Below are 18,370 nucleotides of genomic sequence, written 5' to 3' on the forward strand. Positions count from 1 at the left end.
ACTGAGAAACAAACATGGTGCCTCGATCGGATGAGCGATCGGCCGTCGAGCCCGCCTTCGGCGGCTCCGACTTTGTCGTCGTCGCCAACCGCCTCCCGATCGACCTGGTAAAGCTGCCTGACGGTTCTACTACCTGGAAGCGCAGCCCCGGCGGTCTGGTCACCGCGATGGAGCCGCTGCTCCGCAAGCGCCGCGGCGCTTGGGTGGGCTGGCCGGGTGTCGCCGACGCCGATGTCGAGCCGGTATCCGAGGACGACATGGTGCTCTACTCGGTGCGACTGTCGACCCAAGAGGTCAACGAGTACTACGAGGGCTTCTCCAACGCCACCCTGTGGCCGCTGTATCACGATGTGATCGTCAAACCCGAATATCACCGGGAATGGTGGCAGGCCTACGTCGATGTGAACCGTAAGTTCGCGGAGGCAACGGCCGCGGTGGCCGCCGAGGGCGCCACCATCTGGGTGCAGGACTATCAGCTGCAGCTGGTGCCCAAGATGCTCCGCATGCTGCGCCCCGACCTGACGATCGGGTTCTTCCTGCACATACCGTTCCCGCCCGTTGAACTGTTCATGCAGATGCCCTGGCGCACCGAGATCGTCGACGGACTGCTGGGCGCCGATCTCATCGGGTTCCATCTGGCCGGCGGTGCCCAAAACTTCATGTACTTGGCACGAAGATTAGTGGGCGCCAGCACGTCTCGCGCATCGATCGGCGTGCGCTCGCGGTTCGGTGAGATTCGGGTGGGCTTCCGCACCGTGAAGGTGGGCGCGTTCCCCATCTCCATCGACTCGGCAGAGCTCGACAGTGTGTCCCGCAGTAAGCACATTCGCCAGCGCGCCAAGGAGATTCGCGCCGAGCTCGGCGGTCCGCGCAAGATCCTGCTGGGTGTCGACAGACTCGACTACACCAAGGGCATCGATATCCGGCTACGCGCCTATGAAGAACTGCTCGCCGAGGGCCGCGCCAGCAGCAGCGACACCGTCTTCATCCAGCTCGCCACCCCCAGCCGCGAACGCGTCGAGAGCTACAAGAAGATGCGCGGCGATGTGGAGCAACAGGTCGGTCACATCAACGGCGAGTTCGGCGAGGTCGGCCATCCGGTGGTGCATTACTTGCATCGGCCGGTACCGCGCGAAGATCTCATCGCCTTCTTCGTCGCCGCGGATGTCATGTTGGTGACTCCGCTGCGCGACGGCATGAACCTGGTGGCCAAGGAGTACGTGGCCTGCCGCAGCGATCTGGGCGGCTCGCTCGTACTTTCCGAATTCACCGGCGCCGCAGCGGAACTACGCCAGTCCTATCTGGTCAATCCGCACGATATCGACGGCGTGAAGGACGGAATCGAGTCGGCGCTCAACCAGACCCCTGAGGAAGGGCGCCGCCGCATGCGGGCGCTGCGCCGCCAGGTACTCGCGCATGACGTGGATCGATGGGCGCGCGCATTCCTGGAGGCGCTGGCCACACCGGCCACCGGCGATTCGATCGCGCCGGAACAGCCGGCGGTGCTGGGCGGCGAACCCCTTTAAAGCGGCGTGATGTAGGAGATCAACCACTTGTCTCCTGCGCGCGTGTAATCCACCTGAATCGACGACGAGTCGTATACCGGAGTGCGCGACTGGTCCGTGATGGTGCGGTTCATGTACACCACCACCTGCGCCGAGTCTCTATGCGCGGCAATGATTCCGGTGCCCACGATACTGGTCTGGCTGACGATCTTGCGCTGCTTGGCCTGCGGGATGATCTCGCGGTTCGCCTTGTCTTCGAACTCACGCCGGTACTCGGGGGTCAGCCCCGCGTACTGTTCGTCGAGGCTGCGCTCGACGGTCTGATAGTCGTATCCGAAGATGCTTCCCACCTGCTTGCCGGCCTGCTTGATCAGCGTCTGTCCCGCAGCTCGACTGGCGATGGTGTCGACCCGGTGCCAGTACATACCGCCTGCCACGGCGGACAACCCGATCACGGCCAGCACCACAACCGCGACGAAAGTTCTTGTCAACCAGCGCATCAGCTCTGTCCGTCCGGCCATCTCAGGTCATATGCGGTCATGTTGCCCTGCTGATCCTCGGCGACGATCATCCGCATGCGGTACGACTTGGAGGGCTCGTTGACCCCCGAGTCGGCGTTGGTGAGGGTTACCCGCGCGGAGATGAGTATCGAGGCCTTCTTACTCACCTCGTCGACGCTCTCCAGGCTCGCCTTCTTGATCACCACCTCCGAGCTGGTGCCGGTTTGGTGGTACAGCGCTTTGAGATTGGCGGTGTTGTCGGGGTTGAAGGTGCCCCGCAGCGGTCCGCTGGTGCTGTTGACGAACTGGTCGACGTTCTTGTCGATGCTGTCCGGGCTGTAGGTCATCATGTTCGTCACCGTCTGCACGGCCGTGTCGACGAAATGCTGGTCGCGCGCGGCTCGCACGTCATCGCGGTGCTGGGCACGACCCATGAGCGCCAGTGCCACCCCCAATGCGCCAATCAACACCACTGCCAGCACCGATGCCACCCATGCCACAGCGCGCGCGTTTCCCCGTCGACGGGAATCGGAAACGGAGGGTTCGGGTTTCGACCGGATCTCGGTGCGGCCCAACGACACACTGATGGGCTCGGCACTGGTCTCACTCGTGGGGCCGGCTGGCCGGGCCGCCCGCCGACGCGTTGTCTGCGACGTGGCCTTTGGCTCGTCTTGGGTCATACCGGCTTCGGCCCCAGCATCAAATCCGCCCACGTCTCCGCCTCACTGCCGCGGTCCAGCGCGGGCGCGTACACACTCGGCTGGTTGTTGGCATCGAGGAACACACCATTCTTCGGATCATAGGCACGTGCCGCCATCGGCTCCGATTTCGCTGCTACCGGCATCACGTCGCCACCGGCCGGCGGGGCCTCCGGAGCCGGTGGAGGTGGCGGTGGCAGCGTCGGAGTACCCGGATCCGGCTCGGCACCCGGCGGTATGTTCGGGAACTTATTGGGCGGCAGGATGTTCCGCGGATCCTCCACCGGGGTGCCATAGGGTGCGGGCGGGCCGCGCCACGGGTTACTGCCAATCGGCACGTATCCGCGGGGGTCACGGCACAGCTGAATGGTCGGTGCCCGCTTTCCGGGGAACTCCTGGCACGGGTAGTTGCGCGCGCCGCGTACCGCGCTGGGATCGTTCTGGGCGGTCTTGCAGTACATATCCCTGGGCAGCTCGCGCAGGGTCTCATCGGCCGGGGTACGCATCAGCGGTGCCGGAACGAAACCGGTCAGGCATGGCGGCGGGTCACCCAGGTTCAGCCGGAAGTCCAGCTTCGCGCCCTCGTCCATCGGGGCACCGCCGGCGACGGTCAACAGCGCGGAGAACAACGCGGGCAGGATCACCAACGACTGCTCGATGGACTTGTTGTAGATGACGCCGACCCGCCCCAGATTGGCCAGGCTCGCCGCGAGCACCGGGAACGACGGGCGAATACCCGCGAACAGTTCGGAGGCTTCCTCGGCGGCACCCGGTGCCACCTTGAGGAACTGCCGCAGCTGCGGGTCGGCCTTGGCGAAATGCTCAGTCAATGCCGCCAGGCTGGAGACAGACCCGCGGATGTTGTCACCGCTACGGATCTGGGCATCCAGCAGTGGCCCCACCTGATCGATCAGCTTGGTGGTGCTGCCGTAGTCGGCGTTGGCCTCCTGGATCAGCAGCCGCGACGAATCGATCAGCCGGGAAAGTTCCTGCCCGGATCCGTTGAATGCCTTGAACGCCTCGGACAGCACCTCGCGGAGCCGAGTGTCCGCGACGGTGTTGACCAGCCCGTCTGCCTGGCGTAGCAGGGTGGACACATCGGTGGGGATGGCGGTGCGATCGGTACCGATCACGTCACCTTGCCGGAGGCTTCCGGCAGCCCCCGTAGGGGGCGGCACCAGATCTACGTACTGCTCGCCGATGGCGGAGACGCTCTTGACGACGGCCCGCACATTGCCGGGCACCTTGACGTCGTTGTTGAGCCGCATGCTGGCGGTGACGCCCTCGGGAGTCAGCGCCACATCGGTGACCCGCCCGATCTGCACGCCACGGTAGGTGACGTTCGCGTTCTGATACAGGCCGCCCGAGGCAACGAACTGCGCCTTCACATCGTGTTTCCCGATGCCGAGCGCGGTAGGCACCCTGAGGTAGAAGATCGCCATCAGCGCGACACTGATCACCGTGACGGCCGCGAAAATCATCAGCTGGATCTTGATCAGCCGTTCCATCAGCGCCCACCTCCCTGTGGGGCGGCCGGGGCTGCGGGGGCAGGCAAATCGAACGGGCTGGTCTCCTTGCCGTTCAGGTTGGCCATGGATCCGATGAGCCATTCCGGTGGATTCACCACATCGTTGAAATGTTGCATGTTCGGGTCGAAGAACGATGTGGTGAAAAGCGTTTCACCCAGGCGCCGAGCGGTCAGGTCGAACGTCACGAAGACATTCAGGTAGTCACCGCGCACCGCGTTGCGCAGGTACTTGGTGCTGAACGGGAACGTGGGCAGTAGGTCGAGGCTGTCGATCAACACGTCCCGGTTCTCGGCCAGTGCCCGCACCACCGGATACAAACCCTTGAGGTCGGCGACGAGGTCTTCCTTGGTGGTTCGGAGCACCCGGTCAGTGATCTTCGCGAGGTTGCCCACCGAGCGGAACGCCTCGATGATGTTGGCGCGATTCTCGTTGAGCACCTTCAGCGCGGGTTCGATTGAATCGATGGCGCGCCCAAGGCTTTCCTTGTGTTCGGCTAGGACTCGGGAAAACTTGTCGATGCCCTGCATGGCCGAGATGATGTCGTCCCGCTGCGCGTTCAGCGAGGAGATCAGCGTGGCGAGTTTGGGCAGCACCTGGGTCAGGTTGCCGGTACGTCCCTTGAACAGGTTGTAGGTCTCGTCGGTGATGTCTTGTATCGCACCGAGATTGCCCTTGTTGACCACGACGGAAAGCGCGGAGAGCACCTCTTCGGTGCTCGGGTATTTGCCGGTACGGCTCAGCGGAATCGTGGCACCACCGGTCAGCCTGCCCACCGCGGGCTCGCCGGTGGGGGCGGCCAGCTCGATGTGCTGCGAGCCGAGCAGGCTGGTCTGGGCGACCTTGGCGACCGCGTTGGCAGGCAGCTTGACCTCGGGCCCCAACGAAACTTTCACCCCGGCATACCAAGAGCCGTCGGGCTTTTGGTATGCATCGATACCCGAGACGCTGCCCACCGTCACGTCATCCACCATGACCGGGGAGTTCTGCGGCAACGTGGTGACATCGGGCAGCTCAACGGTGATGGTGTAGGACCGCGATCCGTGTCCCGCGGTCCCGGGCAGGTTCAACGAGTTCAACCCGTTGAACTGGCATCCGCTGGCGACCACCGCGACACCGACTCCCATCGCCATGCCACGCAATACGTTTCGGCTCATCGCGGCGCTCCCGGAATCGCTGGCGGTGCAGCCTCATCCGCAGCCGCGGGGAATCCCGGCGGCACCGGTCCTGGCTCTGCGGGACGCAGCTCCGTGCCCGGGGGTGGCGGCGCGTTGACTTCCTCAGGCCCGAGCATCAACGCACTGAGGTCCTGTGGTGATGGCTTCGGCGGCGGCGGTGCGCCGTTGGGCCGAACCCACACCAGATCCTCGCGGGGGGCCTCGGACTTCGCCTCCGTCTCAGGAGTGTCGTAGATGATCTGTCCCTTGTACGCCGAGATCTGGTTGATCGGGTGCAGCAGGATCGGGGCGTAGTTGAATGTCGCGCGGCGTAGCACGGGGCCCATCCGTTCACGGCAGATCTCGGCCCGCTTCAAATACTCGGTCTTGGTGCCCGTTTCGAACACACCACCACAGATGAACTGCACCGGGTTGGCCAGGTTCGGAATCGAGAGCATGCCGTTCAACGTGCCTGCCGCGGGGTTGTAGATGTTGTAGAAGTTGGCCAGACCGTTCGGCGCGACGTGCAGGATCTGCTCGACGTCGTCGCTCTGGTCCGAGAAGATCTTCACGAAATCGCTCAGCTTGTTCACCGAGTCGACGAGCGCAGAGTTGGTGTCTCCCAGGAAACCTCGCACATCGGTGAGGGCCTGGTTGAGGGCACCCAAGGTGGCTCCGAGGTTCTCGGTGCTGGCTGCCAGTACCTTCGACACCGATGCCAGGTGGGTGCTGAACTGCACTATCTGTTCATTGGAGTTCGCCAACGCATCCACCAGCACCTGCAAGTTCTTGATGGTGCCGAACAGGTCCGTGCGCGAATCACCGAGCCGCCCGGCCGCCTGCGAAAGTTCACGCACCGCATTGCGGAACGAGTCGCCGTTACCGTCGAAGGTGCTCGCCGCCTGGTTGATGAAATCACTGACCGGCCCCTTGGATTCACCCTGCGGCCCCAGGCTGTCGCTGAGCTTGGCCAGTTCGGTCTTGACCTCGTCCCATTCGATCGGGACGGCGGTCTTGTCCAGTCCCAACGAGGCACCGTCGGCAAGAGCCTGTCCCTCCGTGTAGGCCGGGGTCAGCTGAACAAACCTGGCGGTCACCAGGTTTGGCGCCATGATGATCGCCTGTGCGCCTTCGGGCACCTTGAACTTGTCCGGGAGTTCCATGGTGACCTTCACGTCACCCTCGCGCGGCTCGACAGCGGTGATGCGCCCTGCCTTCACACCGAGGATGCGAACGTCATCACCCGGGTAGAGCCCAACGGCCGAGGCGAAATGGCCGATGATCTTGTGGGTTCCGCGGCTGGGCCACACCCAGTACAGCAGGCCGCCAACGAGTGCCACCGCGAGCAGTGCGTAGACGCTCTTCCGGAGCCAGGGTTTCAGACGGCTCTCTTGTGTTGTCATGGCGATTTCGGCCTCATGACTTGGCGTTCACCGATCAGACCGTTCAGGTAGTCCGAGAGACTGGCAGGCAGCTTGCCGGGCTGGAAATAGGTGTCGAACATGACGGCGGTCAGCGTGGCGGGCGGGAAGCCGTAGACGTTGACGTGGAAGCCCGGTCCTGAGGAGACGACCTCGCCCAGTGCCGTGCCGTATCCCGGTAAACGCTTGAGGGCCTCACTGATATGGGCCTTGCGGTCCAGCAGGTCATCGAGCACGAGGTTCAGTTTCTCCATGGTGGGCCGGAATTCCTGGCGGTTGTCGGCCACGAATCCACTGATCTGCTGGGACAGTCCCTGCACACGATTGATCAGCTCGGCGATCGCCAAACGCCGCTCGTCGAGCGCGGCGAACAGCTGATTGCCATCGGTGACAAGCTTGTTCACCTGCCCGGCACGCTCGGAAAGAATCCCGCTGACAGACTTGGCACGGCTCAACAGCTGTTCGAGGGCGGCGTCGCGGGCGTTGAGCGTGCGTGAGAGCGAGGCGACACCGTCAAGGGCACCGCGCAGCTGCGGGGTGGCATCACGCATCGCATCCGTGATGACCTGCAGCGACTGGTCGAGTTGCGCCTTGTCGATCCCGCCCGCCGATGCGCCCAGGTCGCTCAGCGCACTGTTGAGCGTGTATGGAGTTCTGGTGCGGCCCAACGGAATCTCGGTGATGCGGCCAGCTCCCGCCGGGGTTACCGAAAGCGATTTTTCGCCAAGCACAGTGGTGGTTCTGATCGCGGCCAGCGACTGGTCACCCAGGCGAACAGAGCGATCCACGGTGAAGTCCACGCGAACCTGGTTGCCCGCCAAGGACACATCCTTGACCTGACCCACCTTGATACCCGAGACGAAGACGTTGCTGCCCGGCTCCAGGCCGCCGGAGTCCGCGAAGAACCCGGTGTACTGCCTACCCTGCGGCCAAAACGGCAGACCCGTATAGCCGAACGCCACCAGCACCAGCATCGCCACCACGGCGATGCCGAAGACGCCGGTGCGTACCGGATCTTTCTCTTGGATGTCACTCATTTTTGAAGGCACACCTACCCTTCGACGGGTCGGGCGGTCCACCGAATGGGATCAGCCAGTCGGTTCCGACAGGTCCATTGACCTTGATCCGGATGGAGCAGTAGTAGATGTTGAAGAACGATCCGTAGGCGCCAAGAGCGTTGAGCCGCAGGTAGTTTTCGGCCAGGTTCTCCACGACGACGTTGATATCGGCCTTACGCTCGTCCATCCGGGTGGCCAGCTGGCGGGTCTGTTCGATGGTGCCCTTGATGTACGGACGGGTGTCCTTGAGCACCGACTCCAGCGATGAGGCTGTCGAAGCGAGCGGCGGCAACGCTCCGGCGATCACATCGCGCTGTTGCGCCAAGCCGGAGACGAGCTGCTGCAGCTGATCAACACTCGAAGAGAACTGGCTACTCTTCGAGTCCAGAGTGCCGAGCACCTCGTTGAGGTGATTGATCACATCGCCGATCAGCTGATCGCGCTCGGCCAATCCCGAGGTGAATGAGGATGTGTCACCCAGCAATTGGGAGAGTGTCCCACCTTGCCCCTGCAGGATCTGGATGAACGCGTTGCTGATCTCGTTGACCTTCGCGGCGTCGAATCCCTTGAGCACGGGCCGAAGTCCACCGAGCAGCGCGTCCAGATCGAGGGCGGGCTGGGTGTGCTCTTTATCGAGTGTTCCGCCATCGGGCAGCTTGCGCAGCTCGCCGGGCCCCGAGGTGATCTCCAGATACCGGTCACCGACCAGGTTCTCGTACCTGACGATCGCGCGACTGGAGCTGTAGAGCTGATACTTCGAGTCGACGTCGAAGGTGACCTCGACATTGTTGTCTTGCTTGAGTGACACGCCCTTGACTCGCCCCACCGGTACACCGGCGATGCGCACCTTCTGCCCGGACCGCAAGTCGGAGGCCGTGGTGAAGATTGCGTGATACCGCTTGCCGGAACCGAATCGGAACTCGCCGAAGGTGATGATCAGTCCCGCTGCCACCAACAGCATCACCACGGTGAAGACGATGACCTTGATCTGTGTACCGCGCAGCATCAGAACTCACTTCGCTTCGCGAAGGCACCGTTGTACAGGTACTGCAGGGTGTCGGGAGCGTTGACCTGCAGCTCCTCCAACGGCTTGTAGGGGATGTACGCGTTATCGGTCACCAGGAAGGGCGACCGGTACCACGACCCGTTCTGCGCCTTGGTCGGAATGTTCGGGAGACCACGGCAGTTGGGGCCGCCGGAGCCGTTCACGATGGGCAGGCTGTCCGGATAGGTGTACACGGGCGCACCGAGCGGAAAGCTGTTACTCAGGAACAGACCGGGCCGCACACCGCCGATAAGCGGGGTGAAGGTCACCAACGCCTTGGAGATGGCCTGCAGTGTGCAGGGAATCTCCGGCGAGTACCTACCGAGCAGCGTGGTGGGGGCGCGTAAGCGCTGCAGCGCCGCGGTGAGATCCTTCTCTGCCGGGGCCAGGGTCTCGTATCCGTTGTTACCCAGCCCAATCGCCGCAAGCAGCGTTGCCTTGAGATCCTGCTGCTGGTTCACGATGGTGCGGCTCAGCGTCGGCACATTGTCCAGGATGCGCACAATATCTGGCGCGGCATCACTGTAGATCTGCCCCACCTGTCCGGCCTTCTGGAAATCCTGTTGCAGGGTGGGAAGTTTGGGATTCAGCTGATCCAGGTACTGGTCGAGCTCGACAAGACCTTGCCCGAAATTGTCGCCGTTTCCGCGTAGCCCCTCGCCGACCGCGGTCAGCGTGGCGTTGAGGTTGACCGGATCGATCTTGCCGAGCAGCCGGGTCAGGTTCTCGAACACCGTGTTGACTTCGAGGGCCACCGACTCTGCGGTCACCGTCGCACCAGGCCTCAGCGACGAATCCGACGGCTGTGGCGGAGCAAGGAATTCCACGGACTTGGCGCCGAAGACGGTGGTGCCCGCGATCCGGACAGAGGCGTTCGACGGAATCATCCTCAGGTCCTTGGCGTTGACCGCGAGCTCCAGCTTGGCCTGCTCATTGACGTAGGAGATCGACTTGACCTTGCCGATCTGCAGCCCGTGGAATTTGACCTTGCCACCCTCTTCCATCACCAGGCCCGCACGGGGCGAGACGACGGTGATGGGCTTGGTATCGGCGAAGGCGTCGTTGTACGCCAGGTAGGTCAACACAGTCAGCGCCACCAACACGGCGGCGAGCACCGTACCGGCTAGCCGGACAGACCGGCGCGACGAATCTCCTGACATGTGATCCTTAGCCCGAGAGATTGAAGTGGCCGGACCCGCCGTAGACGGCAAGTGAGATGAACAGAGTGACAAGCACAACCACGATCAGGGAGGTGCGCACGGCCTGACCGACGGCGACACCGACACCCACCGGTCCGCCGGAGGCGTTGAATCCGTAGTTGGTGTGTACGAGCATCACGACCACTGACATGACGATCGCCTGCAAGAACGACCACAGCAGATCGGTGGGCACCAAGAAGGTGTTGAAGTAGTGGTCGTACACACCCGGGGACTGACCATTGATCATCACGGTGGTCGCGCGGGAGGCGAAGAACGCCGCCAGCACCGATAGCGAGTACAGCGGGATGATGGCGATGAGCCCCGCCACCAGACGGGTGGACACGAGATACGAAACCGCGTGCACTGCCATGGTTTCCAGCGCGTCGATCTCCTCAGCGACACGCATGGCGCCCAGTTGGGCGGTGGTTCCGGCGCCGATAGTCGCCGCCATTGCGATACCCGCCACCACCGGCGCGATGATGCGCACATTGAGGAAGGCGGACAGGAAGCCGGTAAGTGCCTCGATACCGATATTGCCCAGCGACGAGTAACCCTGTACCGCGATGACGCCACCGGAGGCGAGAGTCAGGAAAACCGCGACACCCACGGTTCCGCCGATCATCACCAGGGCACCGGTGCCCATGGTGATCTCGGCAAGCACCCGGATGGTTTCCTTGCGGTACTTCGTCAGTGCTGCGGGGATGTAACTCAGTGACTGCGCGTAGAAAAGAGCCTGCTCACCGAATTTGTCGAACGAGCGTCCCAGACCACGCATATACCGAACGGTATAGGAGGTGACGGTGTGCGTCGAAAGATACGGTCCGGTCACTAGTGCTTCACCAGGACCCGCACACCGATGGCCGTCATGACCACGTTGATGACGAACAAACAAATGAAGGAGTAGACGACGGTCTCGTTGACCGCATCGCCGACGCCCTTGGGGCCGCCCTTGACGGTGAGCCCGCGATAACAGCCGACAAGTCCGGCGAAGATGCCGAACAGGAAGGCCTTGATCTCCGAGATCATCAGCTCGCCGAGGCCGGTGAGCACCGTAAGACCGTTGATGAAGGCGCCGGGATTGACACCCTGCAGGAACACCGAGAATACGTAGCCGCCGACCATACCGATGGCACAGACCAGGCCGTTGAGCAGCAGCGCGACAAAGGTCGAGGCCAGCACGCGCGGAACCACGAGCCGCTGGATCGGATCGATACCCAGCACCTGCATCGCGTCGATCTCCTCGCGAATGGTGCGGGCGCCCAAATCCGCGCAGATCGCCGTGGCGCCGGCGCCCGCGACGACGAGCACGGTAACCACCGGGCCCAGCTGGGTCACCGTGCCGAACGCCGTGGCTGCACCCGACAGGTCCGCGGCGCCGATCTCGCGCAGCAGGATATTCAGAGTGAACGCCACCAGCACGGTGAAGGGAATGGCCACCAGGAGCGTCGGCAGCAATGAGACCCGCGCGATGAACCAGGTCTGATCCAGGAATTCCTGCCCTTGGAACGGGCGGCGGAAGATGTTGCGGAACGTGGCCAATGACATGGAGACGAAGCCGCCGACGGCGCGTGCGGGCGCCGCGAGCTGCTGCTTCAACCTTTACTCCTGTCTCACGCATCCCGGTACCGCCGGAGTCTCGCCCCAAAAGAACCGGTTAACGATCGGCGTGTACCTACCACACTGTGAGGCGCACCATACTAACGAGAAAAAATTCTTAGTGTCAATTCATGTACGAATAGACAAATCGCACGCCGTGTCCACTTTGTCCTGCGGGTTTGATGCGATAACTAGAACTCGTTCTATTAAATTCACACCCTCGCCCTCGTTGCTCTTTACTCCTCGACCATCAGTGCGGTCGCCGAAAATGTGCGCTTCGGATCGTGTCCAGCAAAGAAATCAGCCAGGGCCGAATTCAGTGCCGACGGATCCCACGCGTCCGAATCCGCAGTGAACTTCGCCTCCACAGTAGGCGCCGCCAACAAGGTGACGGTGGGTCCGTAAACAATGAACAGCTGACCGTTAACTGCTTCCGCTGCGGGCGAGGCCAAGTACCGCACCAGGGTCACGACATGCTCAGGGGAAAGCGGATCAATGGAATCCTCGGGCGCGTCACCAAAAACGTCGGCCGTCATCGCGGTGCGGGCGCGCGGGGCGATGGCGTTGGCCCGCACCCCGTATCGACCGAGGGCGCGTGCGGCCGACAACGTGAGGGCGGTGATACCGGCTTTGGCAGCGCCGTAGTTGGCCTGCCCCTCCGGCCCGAGGAGACCGGCCTCAGACGACGTATTGATGAGGCGGCCGTAGACAGGGGCACCGGCCGCCTTCGACGCTCCGCGCCAGTAGGTGGCGGCGTTGCGGGTCAGCAGGAAGTGGCCGCGCAGGTGCACGTGGATGACGGCGTCGAACTCCTCGTCCGACATGTTGAAGAGCATCCGATCCCGGGTGATGCCAGCGTTGTTGACCACGACGTGCAGCCCACCGAGCGATTCGGCGGTGGAGATCAGCTCGTCGGCGGTAGAGCGCTCACCGATGTCACCGGCGACGGTCACGCCCTTGGCGCCCACCGCGGCGATCTCGTCGAGCACATCGCTGCCCTCCAGGGCAGGTGCGATGTCGTTGACAATGACCGTCGCTCCGGACCGGGCCAGCCCGATGGCCTCGGCGCGGCCGAGCCCCGCCGCGGCTCCGGTGACAATGGCGACGCGGCCACTCAGGTCGGCATCAGCAATCGCGCTCATAGTGATTTCCCTTCAGTCCCATGCAATCGACGCACCGAATCACGCCGACACCGCTTCGCCGAACGCGAAGTAGGCCGGTGATTTACGAATGCCTCTAGTCTTTGCGAATCAAAGCGGCACGCGGGCACTCCGCGATCGCCTGTTCGACCAGATCTTCCTGATCGGCCGGTACTTCCTCCTGCAGGATGACGACATAGTCGTCGTCATCGACGTCGAATACCTCTGGAGCGATCCCGAGACACACCAAGTTGCCTTCACAACGGTCAGGAATTACACCGACACGCATTGGAAACCTCTTTCCGGCGCTAAATGACTCGGCGAGCCGACGTCATCGTCTATTTGGGCTGTATCGCCAGACTACGACACGTGACCCACGACACAACCCTGGTGACGCCAGGATCTCTGGGCTGGGTTTGTGTCGTGGCGCCGCGTCTGGACTCCCTAGACTAGAACGTGTTACAACTCTTGTGTCAACGTGGGTCACACCTGAGGGCCACGGCAGCGGAGGTCACACATGCATATCGCCTACACGCCCGAGCAGGAAGAGCTGCGCCGCGAGCTACGCGCGTACTTCGACAAACTGCTGACCCCGGAGCGGCGCGAGGCCTTGGCGTCCAATCAGGGTGAGTACGGCAGCGGCAACGTCTACCGCGAGACCGTGGAACAGATGGGTGCCGACGGCTGGCTCGCTCTGGGCTGGCCCAAGGAATTCGGCGGCCAGGACCGCTCGGTGATGGATCAGCTGATCTTCACCGACGAGGCCGCGATCGCCGGCGCCCCCGTGCCGTTCCTGACCATCAACAGCGTCGCGCCGACGATCATGCACTTCGGCACCGATGAGCAGAAGAAGTTCTTCCTGCCGAAGATCGCGGCGGGCAAGCTGCACTTCTCCATCGGATACTCCGAGCCTGGCGCCGGTACCGACCTCGCCTCACTGCGCACCTCGGCTGTTCGTGACGGCGACGACTACATCATCAACGGCCAGAAGATGTGGACCAGCCTCATCGAGTACGCCGACTACATCTGGCTGGCGGTGCGTACCAACACAGAAGTAAAGAAGCATCGCGGTATCTCCATGCTCATCGTGCCCACCACCGCGGAGGGCTTCTCGTACACCAAGGTCCGCACCATGGCCGGGCCCGGCACGAGCGCTACCTATTACCAGGATGTGCGTGTCCCGGTGACGAGCCGAGTCGGTGAGGAGAACGCGGGCTGGAAGCTGGTGACCAACCAGCTCAATCACGAGCGGGTGGCCCTGGTCTCCTCGGCGCCGATCATCACCGCACTGCGCGAGGTACGCGAGTGGGCACAGAACACCAAGGGCCCCGGCGGCCGGATCATCGACGCCGAATGGGTTCAGCTGAACCTGGCGCGCGTGCATGCCAAGGTCGAATACCTCAAGCTGATCAACTGGGAGCTGGCCTCCGCCACCGATGCCGCTCCCTCCCCCGCCGATGCCTCCGCCACGAAGGTCTTCGGCACCGAGTTGGCCACCGAGGCCTACCGACTCCTCATGGAGGTACTCGGGACGGCGGCGACACTGCGTCAGGACTCCCCCGGTGCGCAGCTACGCGGACGCGTCGAGCGGATGCACCGGGCCTGCTTGATCCTCACATTCGGCGGCGGCACCAACGAGGTTCAGCGCGACATCATCGCGATGACTGCACTCGGCCAGCCTGCGGCGACACGCTAGAAGGGACTGCACTGCAATGGATTTCTCCCTGACCGAGGCACAGACCGACCTTGCCGGCCTGACCCGTACCATCGCGTCGGCGATCAGCACTCCGGAGCGCCAGAAGGAGCTCGACAAGCAGGACAGCCGATTCGACTGGCAGCTGTGGACCAAGCTCGTCGAGGCCGACATCCTCTCGACCGCGGCGCCCGAATCGTTGGGCGGCGGCGGATTCGGCGTGCTGGAGCAGTCGTCGATTCTCGTCGAACTGGGCCGCGAACTCGCCGCGGTTCCGTACCTGGAGTCGGTGGTACTGGCGGCTGGAGCGCTCGCCGCGTTCGGTTCCGAAGCACTGCAGAATGATTGGGCTGCACCGGCTGTCGCCGGTAAGAAGGTGCTGACCATCGCGCTCGACGGCGAACCGGGCGAGGGGCCCGTCGCTGCCCGGGCCGAGGGCGCCGGTCACGTGCTGACCGGCAATCGGGTCCTGGTGCCGTTCGGCGTCGAGGCCGACGCGTACCTGGTACCTGCCGAGACCGAAAACGGTGTCGCGGTCTTTCTCGTGGCTGCCGACGATCCCGGCGTCACTCAGGAGACATTGCACACCACCGGCAAAGACAGCTCCGCTGAGCTGATTCTCTCCGAGGTTCCCGTTCCTGCTGACCGCAAGGTCGGCGGCGTCGAGGTCGTGGAGTGGCTGCGGCTGCGGGAATCTCTGGGGCACAGCGCCTATCAACTTGGCGTTCTGGAGCGGGCGCTGGAGCTGACCGCCGACTACGCGCGCACCCGCGAGCAGTTCGGCAAGCCGATCGGTGGCTTCCAGGCGGTGGCTCAGCGGCTGGCCGACGGCTACATCGACGTCAAGGGTCTGCGCCTCACCCTGTGGCAGGCAGCATGGCGGGTCTCCGAAGATCTCCCCGCCGATGTCGACGTCGCCACGGCCAAGTTCTGGGCCTCCGATGCCGGCCACCGCGTCGCACACACCGCAGTCCACGTGCACGGCGGCGTGGGTATCGACGAGGACCATCCGGTGCACCGCTACTTCCTGGCCGCCAAGCGCGGCGAGTTCGCTTCGGGCAGCGCGACGGAGCAACTGCGCCGCATCGGCCGCGAACTCGCCGATACACCTGCCTAGTATCTGGTTGTGGGCACGCCGGAGAGCACAACGGTCACGCAGCTGCTGGCGAACCTGGCCGATGTTGAGGACCGGGGGCTGCATTTCGAGGGTTCGTTCACGTCGTGGCGTGATCATGTGGCCGAAAGCCGCCGCCTGGCATCGGTATTGCGCGCACGCTTGGACCCGTCGAAGCCGCCGCATGTCGGTGTGATCCTGGAGAACACCCCCGGGTTCGCGCGACTCCTTTCCGCGGCCGCACTAGGTGGCCTGGTGCTGGTGGGCTTGAATTCGACACGGCGCGGATCGGCTTTGCAGCGTGATGTCGAGCTCGCCGACTGCCAATTCATCATCACGGACGAATCCGAAACCGTTGTCGACCCACAACATCCACTGATCGAGATCACCGATGTGCGACCGGATGAACTGTTCATGCTCATCTTCACCTCGGGCACCAGCGGAGACCCCAAGGCCGTCCAGATCACCCATGCCAAGGTGGCCTCGGCGGGGGTCATGCTGTCCTCGCGCTTTGGTCTCGGTCCCACAGATGTCTGTTATCTCTCGATGCCGATGTTCCATTCCAATGCGGTGCTCGCGGGCTGGTCGGTGGCCGTCGCCGCCGGTGCGTCGATTGCGTTGCGCCGCCGCTTCTCCGCATCGGGATTCCTCAACGATGTCCGCCGATACGGGGCGACGTATGCCAACTACGTCGGTAAGCCGATGTCGTATGTGCTGGCGACACCGGAACGGCCCGATGACGCCGAGAACCCGTTGAAGTTCATGTACGGCAACGAGGCGGCTGCCGGCGATACCGACCGATTCGCCAAGCGATTCGGCGCCTTTGTGGTGGACGGGTTCGGGTCGACCGAGGGCGGGGTAGCGCTGGGCTGGGCGCCGGGGACGCCGCCCGGTGCGATAGGCCCCCTGACCCCCGACGTTCAGATTCTGAACGTCCAGACCGGACAGCCTTGCCCCCCTGCGGTTTTCGACCAGAGCGGCAAGGTGGTCAATGCCGAGGAGGCCACCGGCGAGCTGGTGAATGTGACCGGCCCCGGACGATTCACCGGCTATTACAAGAACGCAGAGGCCGATGCCGAGCGCATGGTCGAGGGCAAGTACCGCAGCGGCGACCTCGCCTATGCCGACGAAAACGGGTTCGTGTACTTCGCCGGACGCCTGGGCGATTGGCTGCGGGTCGACGGCGAGAACCTGGGCACCGCCCCCATCGAGCGCGTGCTGCTGCGCCATCCGGATATCACCGAGGTTGCCATCTATGGCATTCCAGATCCCACCGTCGGAGATCGTGTCATGGCGGCCCTGATCGTACGTAACGGGTTCGAGGCATCGAAGCTGGGTGAGTTCCTCTCCGCACAAGAGGATCTCGGGCCCAAACAGTGGCCGTCATTCGTCCGCATAAGCACCGATCTCCCGCGTACCGCGACATTCAAGGTGATCAAGCGGCAGCTGTCGGCCGAGGCGTTGGAAACCAGCGACCCGCTGTGGCGGCTCTCCGGGAGCACCTACATTCAGCCCTGACGCCCAGTGTGCGGATCTGGTCGAAATCTCGCTGATACTCGACACTATCCGCACACTCGGCGGCTAGGAGAGCGGCGGGCAGAGCTAGCCGCGGATCTGGTTCAGCTTGTCGACAGCGCTCTCGAAACCGGCCACCAGGTCGGCCACGATCTCGGAGGTAGGCCGAATCTCGTTCATCCGCCCGACAATCTGCCCCGCGGGGAAGCAGACAGTCTCCGGGTCATGCGCACGATTCATCCGCTCGTGCGCCCCGCTCACCAGAATGTTCTGTAGCGGCATCGGCAGCGGCGTGGGCGCACCCTCGGCATCCCAGGCCTGAGTCCACTTGGTCTTCAGCAGTCGCGCGGGCTTTCCGGTGTAGATGCGGGTGCGCACGGTGTCGCTGGAGGTCGCCTTCAACAGCGCCTGCTGCACCACGGAATCGCCACCGCTGGTAACGCTTCCAAGGTCATACTCGGCGGCGGTCAGCCAGATGGAGCCGGTCCACACACCCGAGGCACCGAGCGCCAGGGCTGCCGCGGCCTGTCTGCCGCTGCCGATACCACCGGCCGCCAGCACCGGGGCGCTGCCGTCGAGGGCATCCACGATCTCGGGCCAGAGCACCATGGATGCCACATCGCCGGTATGTCCACCGGCCTCATAGCCTTGGGCCACAACGATATCGACACCGTTCTCGACATGCCGTTTGGCGTGTTCGGCCTTCCCCGCCAGCGCGGCGACCGGCACGCCGTGCTCGTGCGCCTGGTCGATCACGTCCTTGGGCGGGGAGCCGAGCGCATTGGCAATCAGCTTGATCGGATGCTTGAGCGCGACCTCCACATGTGAGCGGGCCACCGAATGCAGCCAGCCCAGCACCCCCGCCGACTCACGTTCGCCCGGCAGTGGGGGCACGCCCAGGTCGGCAAGAGTCTTCTCGACGAAATCCTTGTGCCCCTGCGGAATCAGTTTGTCGATGTCTACCGCAGTGCCCTCGGTGGGCACCTTGGCCGGCATCACGATGTCGACACCGTAGGGCTTGCCGTCGGTGTTCTCATCCATCCAATTCAGAACGGCGTCCAACTCGTCGGGATCGTTGAAGCGGACACACCCCAGCACACCCATCCCGCCCGCGCGGGTGATGGCTGCGGCGACCTTCTCCGAGGGCGTAAAACCGAATATCGGATAGCGGATTCCGAACCGCTCACAAAGGTCGGTATGCATG

General features: G+C 63.7%; 17 protein-coding genes. 4 read left to right on the top strand and 13 right to left on the bottom strand.

Annotation, left to right across the window (positions count from 1 at the left end):
• Positions 1-14: 14 nt before the first annotated feature.
• Entirely contained in the window at positions 15-1,526 is a 1,512-nt protein-coding gene (locus HBA99_RS21155; protein ID WP_057964350.1) for an alpha,alpha-trehalose-phosphate synthase (UDP-forming), read from the top strand.
• Here HBA99_RS21155 and HBA99_RS21160 read toward each other — a convergent pair.
• From HBA99_RS21160 to HBA99_RS21215, 12 genes are all read right to left on the bottom strand, one after another.
• Positions 1,523-2,026: a hypothetical protein gene (locus HBA99_RS21160; protein WP_064409673.1), complete on the bottom strand. Its 504-nt coding sequence runs from the start codon at positions 2,024-2,026 to the stop codon at positions 1,523-1,525. The two genes, HBA99_RS21155 and HBA99_RS21160, sit on opposite strands and share 4 nt — an antisense overlap.
• Positions 2,005-2,685, bottom strand: a complete 681-nt coding sequence (locus HBA99_RS21165) for a mammalian cell entry protein (protein ID WP_070932672.1) — start codon at positions 2,683-2,685, stop codon at positions 2,005-2,007. Before HBA99_RS21165 ends, HBA99_RS21160 begins: the two co-directional genes overlap by 22 nt.
• Complete coding sequence (locus tag HBA99_RS21170) at positions 2,682-4,211, bottom strand: MCE family protein (protein WP_070915669.1); 1,530 nt, start codon at positions 4,209-4,211, stop codon at positions 2,682-2,684. The genes HBA99_RS21165 and HBA99_RS21170 overlap by 4 nt, the downstream gene beginning before the upstream one ends.
• Positions 4,211-5,386, bottom strand: coding sequence for an MCE family protein (locus HBA99_RS21175; RefSeq protein ID WP_057968109.1), 1,176 nt, complete (start codon positions 5,384-5,386; stop codon positions 4,211-4,213). The genes HBA99_RS21170 and HBA99_RS21175 overlap by 1 nt, the downstream gene beginning before the upstream one ends.
• On the bottom strand, positions 5,383-6,789 hold the full coding sequence (locus HBA99_RS21180; protein ID WP_057968110.1) for an MCE family protein: 1,407 nt from the start codon (positions 6,787-6,789) through the stop codon (positions 5,383-5,385). The genes HBA99_RS21175 and HBA99_RS21180 overlap by 4 nt, the downstream gene beginning before the upstream one ends.
• The gene (locus HBA99_RS21185) at positions 6,786-7,844 is read right to left on the bottom strand and encodes an MCE family protein (protein WP_070932670.1); all 1,059 of its coding nucleotides are present in this window, start codon (positions 7,842-7,844) and stop codon (positions 6,786-6,788) included. Before HBA99_RS21185 ends, HBA99_RS21180 begins: the two co-directional genes overlap by 4 nt.
• On the bottom strand, positions 7,837-8,871 hold the full coding sequence (locus HBA99_RS21190; protein ID WP_070923060.1) for an MCE family protein: 1,035 nt from the start codon (positions 8,869-8,871) through the stop codon (positions 7,837-7,839). The genes HBA99_RS21185 and HBA99_RS21190 overlap by 8 nt, the downstream gene beginning before the upstream one ends.
• Entirely contained in the window at positions 8,871-10,070 is a 1,200-nt protein-coding gene (locus HBA99_RS21195) for an MCE family protein (protein WP_070923061.1), read from the bottom strand. The genes HBA99_RS21190 and HBA99_RS21195 overlap by 1 nt, the downstream gene beginning before the upstream one ends.
• Before the next feature lie 7 nt (positions 10,071-10,077).
• A complete protein-coding gene (locus tag HBA99_RS21200; RefSeq protein WP_057968142.1) occupies positions 10,078-10,884 on the bottom strand; it encodes an MlaE family ABC transporter permease in 807 nt (268 codons plus the stop codon).
• A gap of 53 nt (positions 10,885-10,937) precedes the next feature.
• On the bottom strand, positions 10,938-11,705 hold the full coding sequence (locus tag HBA99_RS21205) for an MlaE family ABC transporter permease (RefSeq protein ID WP_057968114.1): 768 nt from the start codon (positions 11,703-11,705) through the stop codon (positions 10,938-10,940).
• 236 nt (positions 11,706-11,941) lie between these two features.
• The gene (locus HBA99_RS21210; protein ID WP_057968115.1) at positions 11,942-12,847 is read right to left on the bottom strand and encodes a 3-oxoacyl-ACP reductase; all 906 of its coding nucleotides are present in this window, start codon (positions 12,845-12,847) and stop codon (positions 11,942-11,944) included.
• Positions 12,848-12,941: 94 nt separating this feature from the next.
• On the bottom strand, positions 12,942-13,133 hold the full coding sequence (locus tag HBA99_RS21215) for a ferredoxin (protein WP_030096329.1): 192 nt from the start codon (positions 13,131-13,133) through the stop codon (positions 12,942-12,944).
• Positions 13,134-13,361: 228 nt separating this feature from the next.
• Between HBA99_RS21215 and HBA99_RS21220 the strand changes: the two genes are divergently transcribed.
• Genes HBA99_RS21220 through HBA99_RS21230 form a run of 3 tightly spaced genes read left to right on the top strand, consistent with a single transcriptional unit; the run spans position 13,362 to position 17,169 of the window.
• Positions 13,362-14,540 carry an acyl-CoA dehydrogenase family protein gene (locus HBA99_RS21220; RefSeq protein ID WP_057968116.1) on the top strand — a complete coding sequence of 393 codons (1,179 nt, stop codon included), beginning with the start codon at positions 13,362-13,364 and terminating at the stop codon, positions 14,538-14,540.
• A gap of 16 nt (positions 14,541-14,556) precedes the next feature.
• Positions 14,557-15,654, top strand: coding sequence for an acyl-CoA dehydrogenase family protein (locus HBA99_RS21225; RefSeq protein WP_070932666.1), 1,098 nt, complete (start codon positions 14,557-14,559; stop codon positions 15,652-15,654).
• Between the two features lie 9 nt (positions 15,655-15,663).
• Positions 15,664-17,169 (top strand): long-chain-fatty-acid--CoA ligase, encoded by a 1,506-nt coding sequence (locus HBA99_RS21230; protein ID WP_070950585.1) that lies wholly within the window; start codon positions 15,664-15,666, stop codon positions 17,167-17,169.
• A gap of 84 nt (positions 17,170-17,253) precedes the next feature.
• Here the strand turns inward: HBA99_RS21230 and HBA99_RS21235 are convergent, their stop codons facing one another.
• Positions 17,254-18,369, bottom strand: coding sequence for an NAD(P)H-dependent flavin oxidoreductase (locus HBA99_RS21235; RefSeq protein ID WP_057968119.1), 1,116 nt, complete (start codon positions 18,367-18,369; stop codon positions 17,254-17,256).
• Position 18,370: the final 1 nt, after the last annotated feature.

Origin of the sequence: Mycobacteroides chelonae (assembly GCF_016767715.1) — a bacterium.
Lineage (GTDB): Bacteria > Actinomycetota > Actinomycetes > Mycobacteriales > Mycobacteriaceae > Mycobacterium > Mycobacterium gwanakae.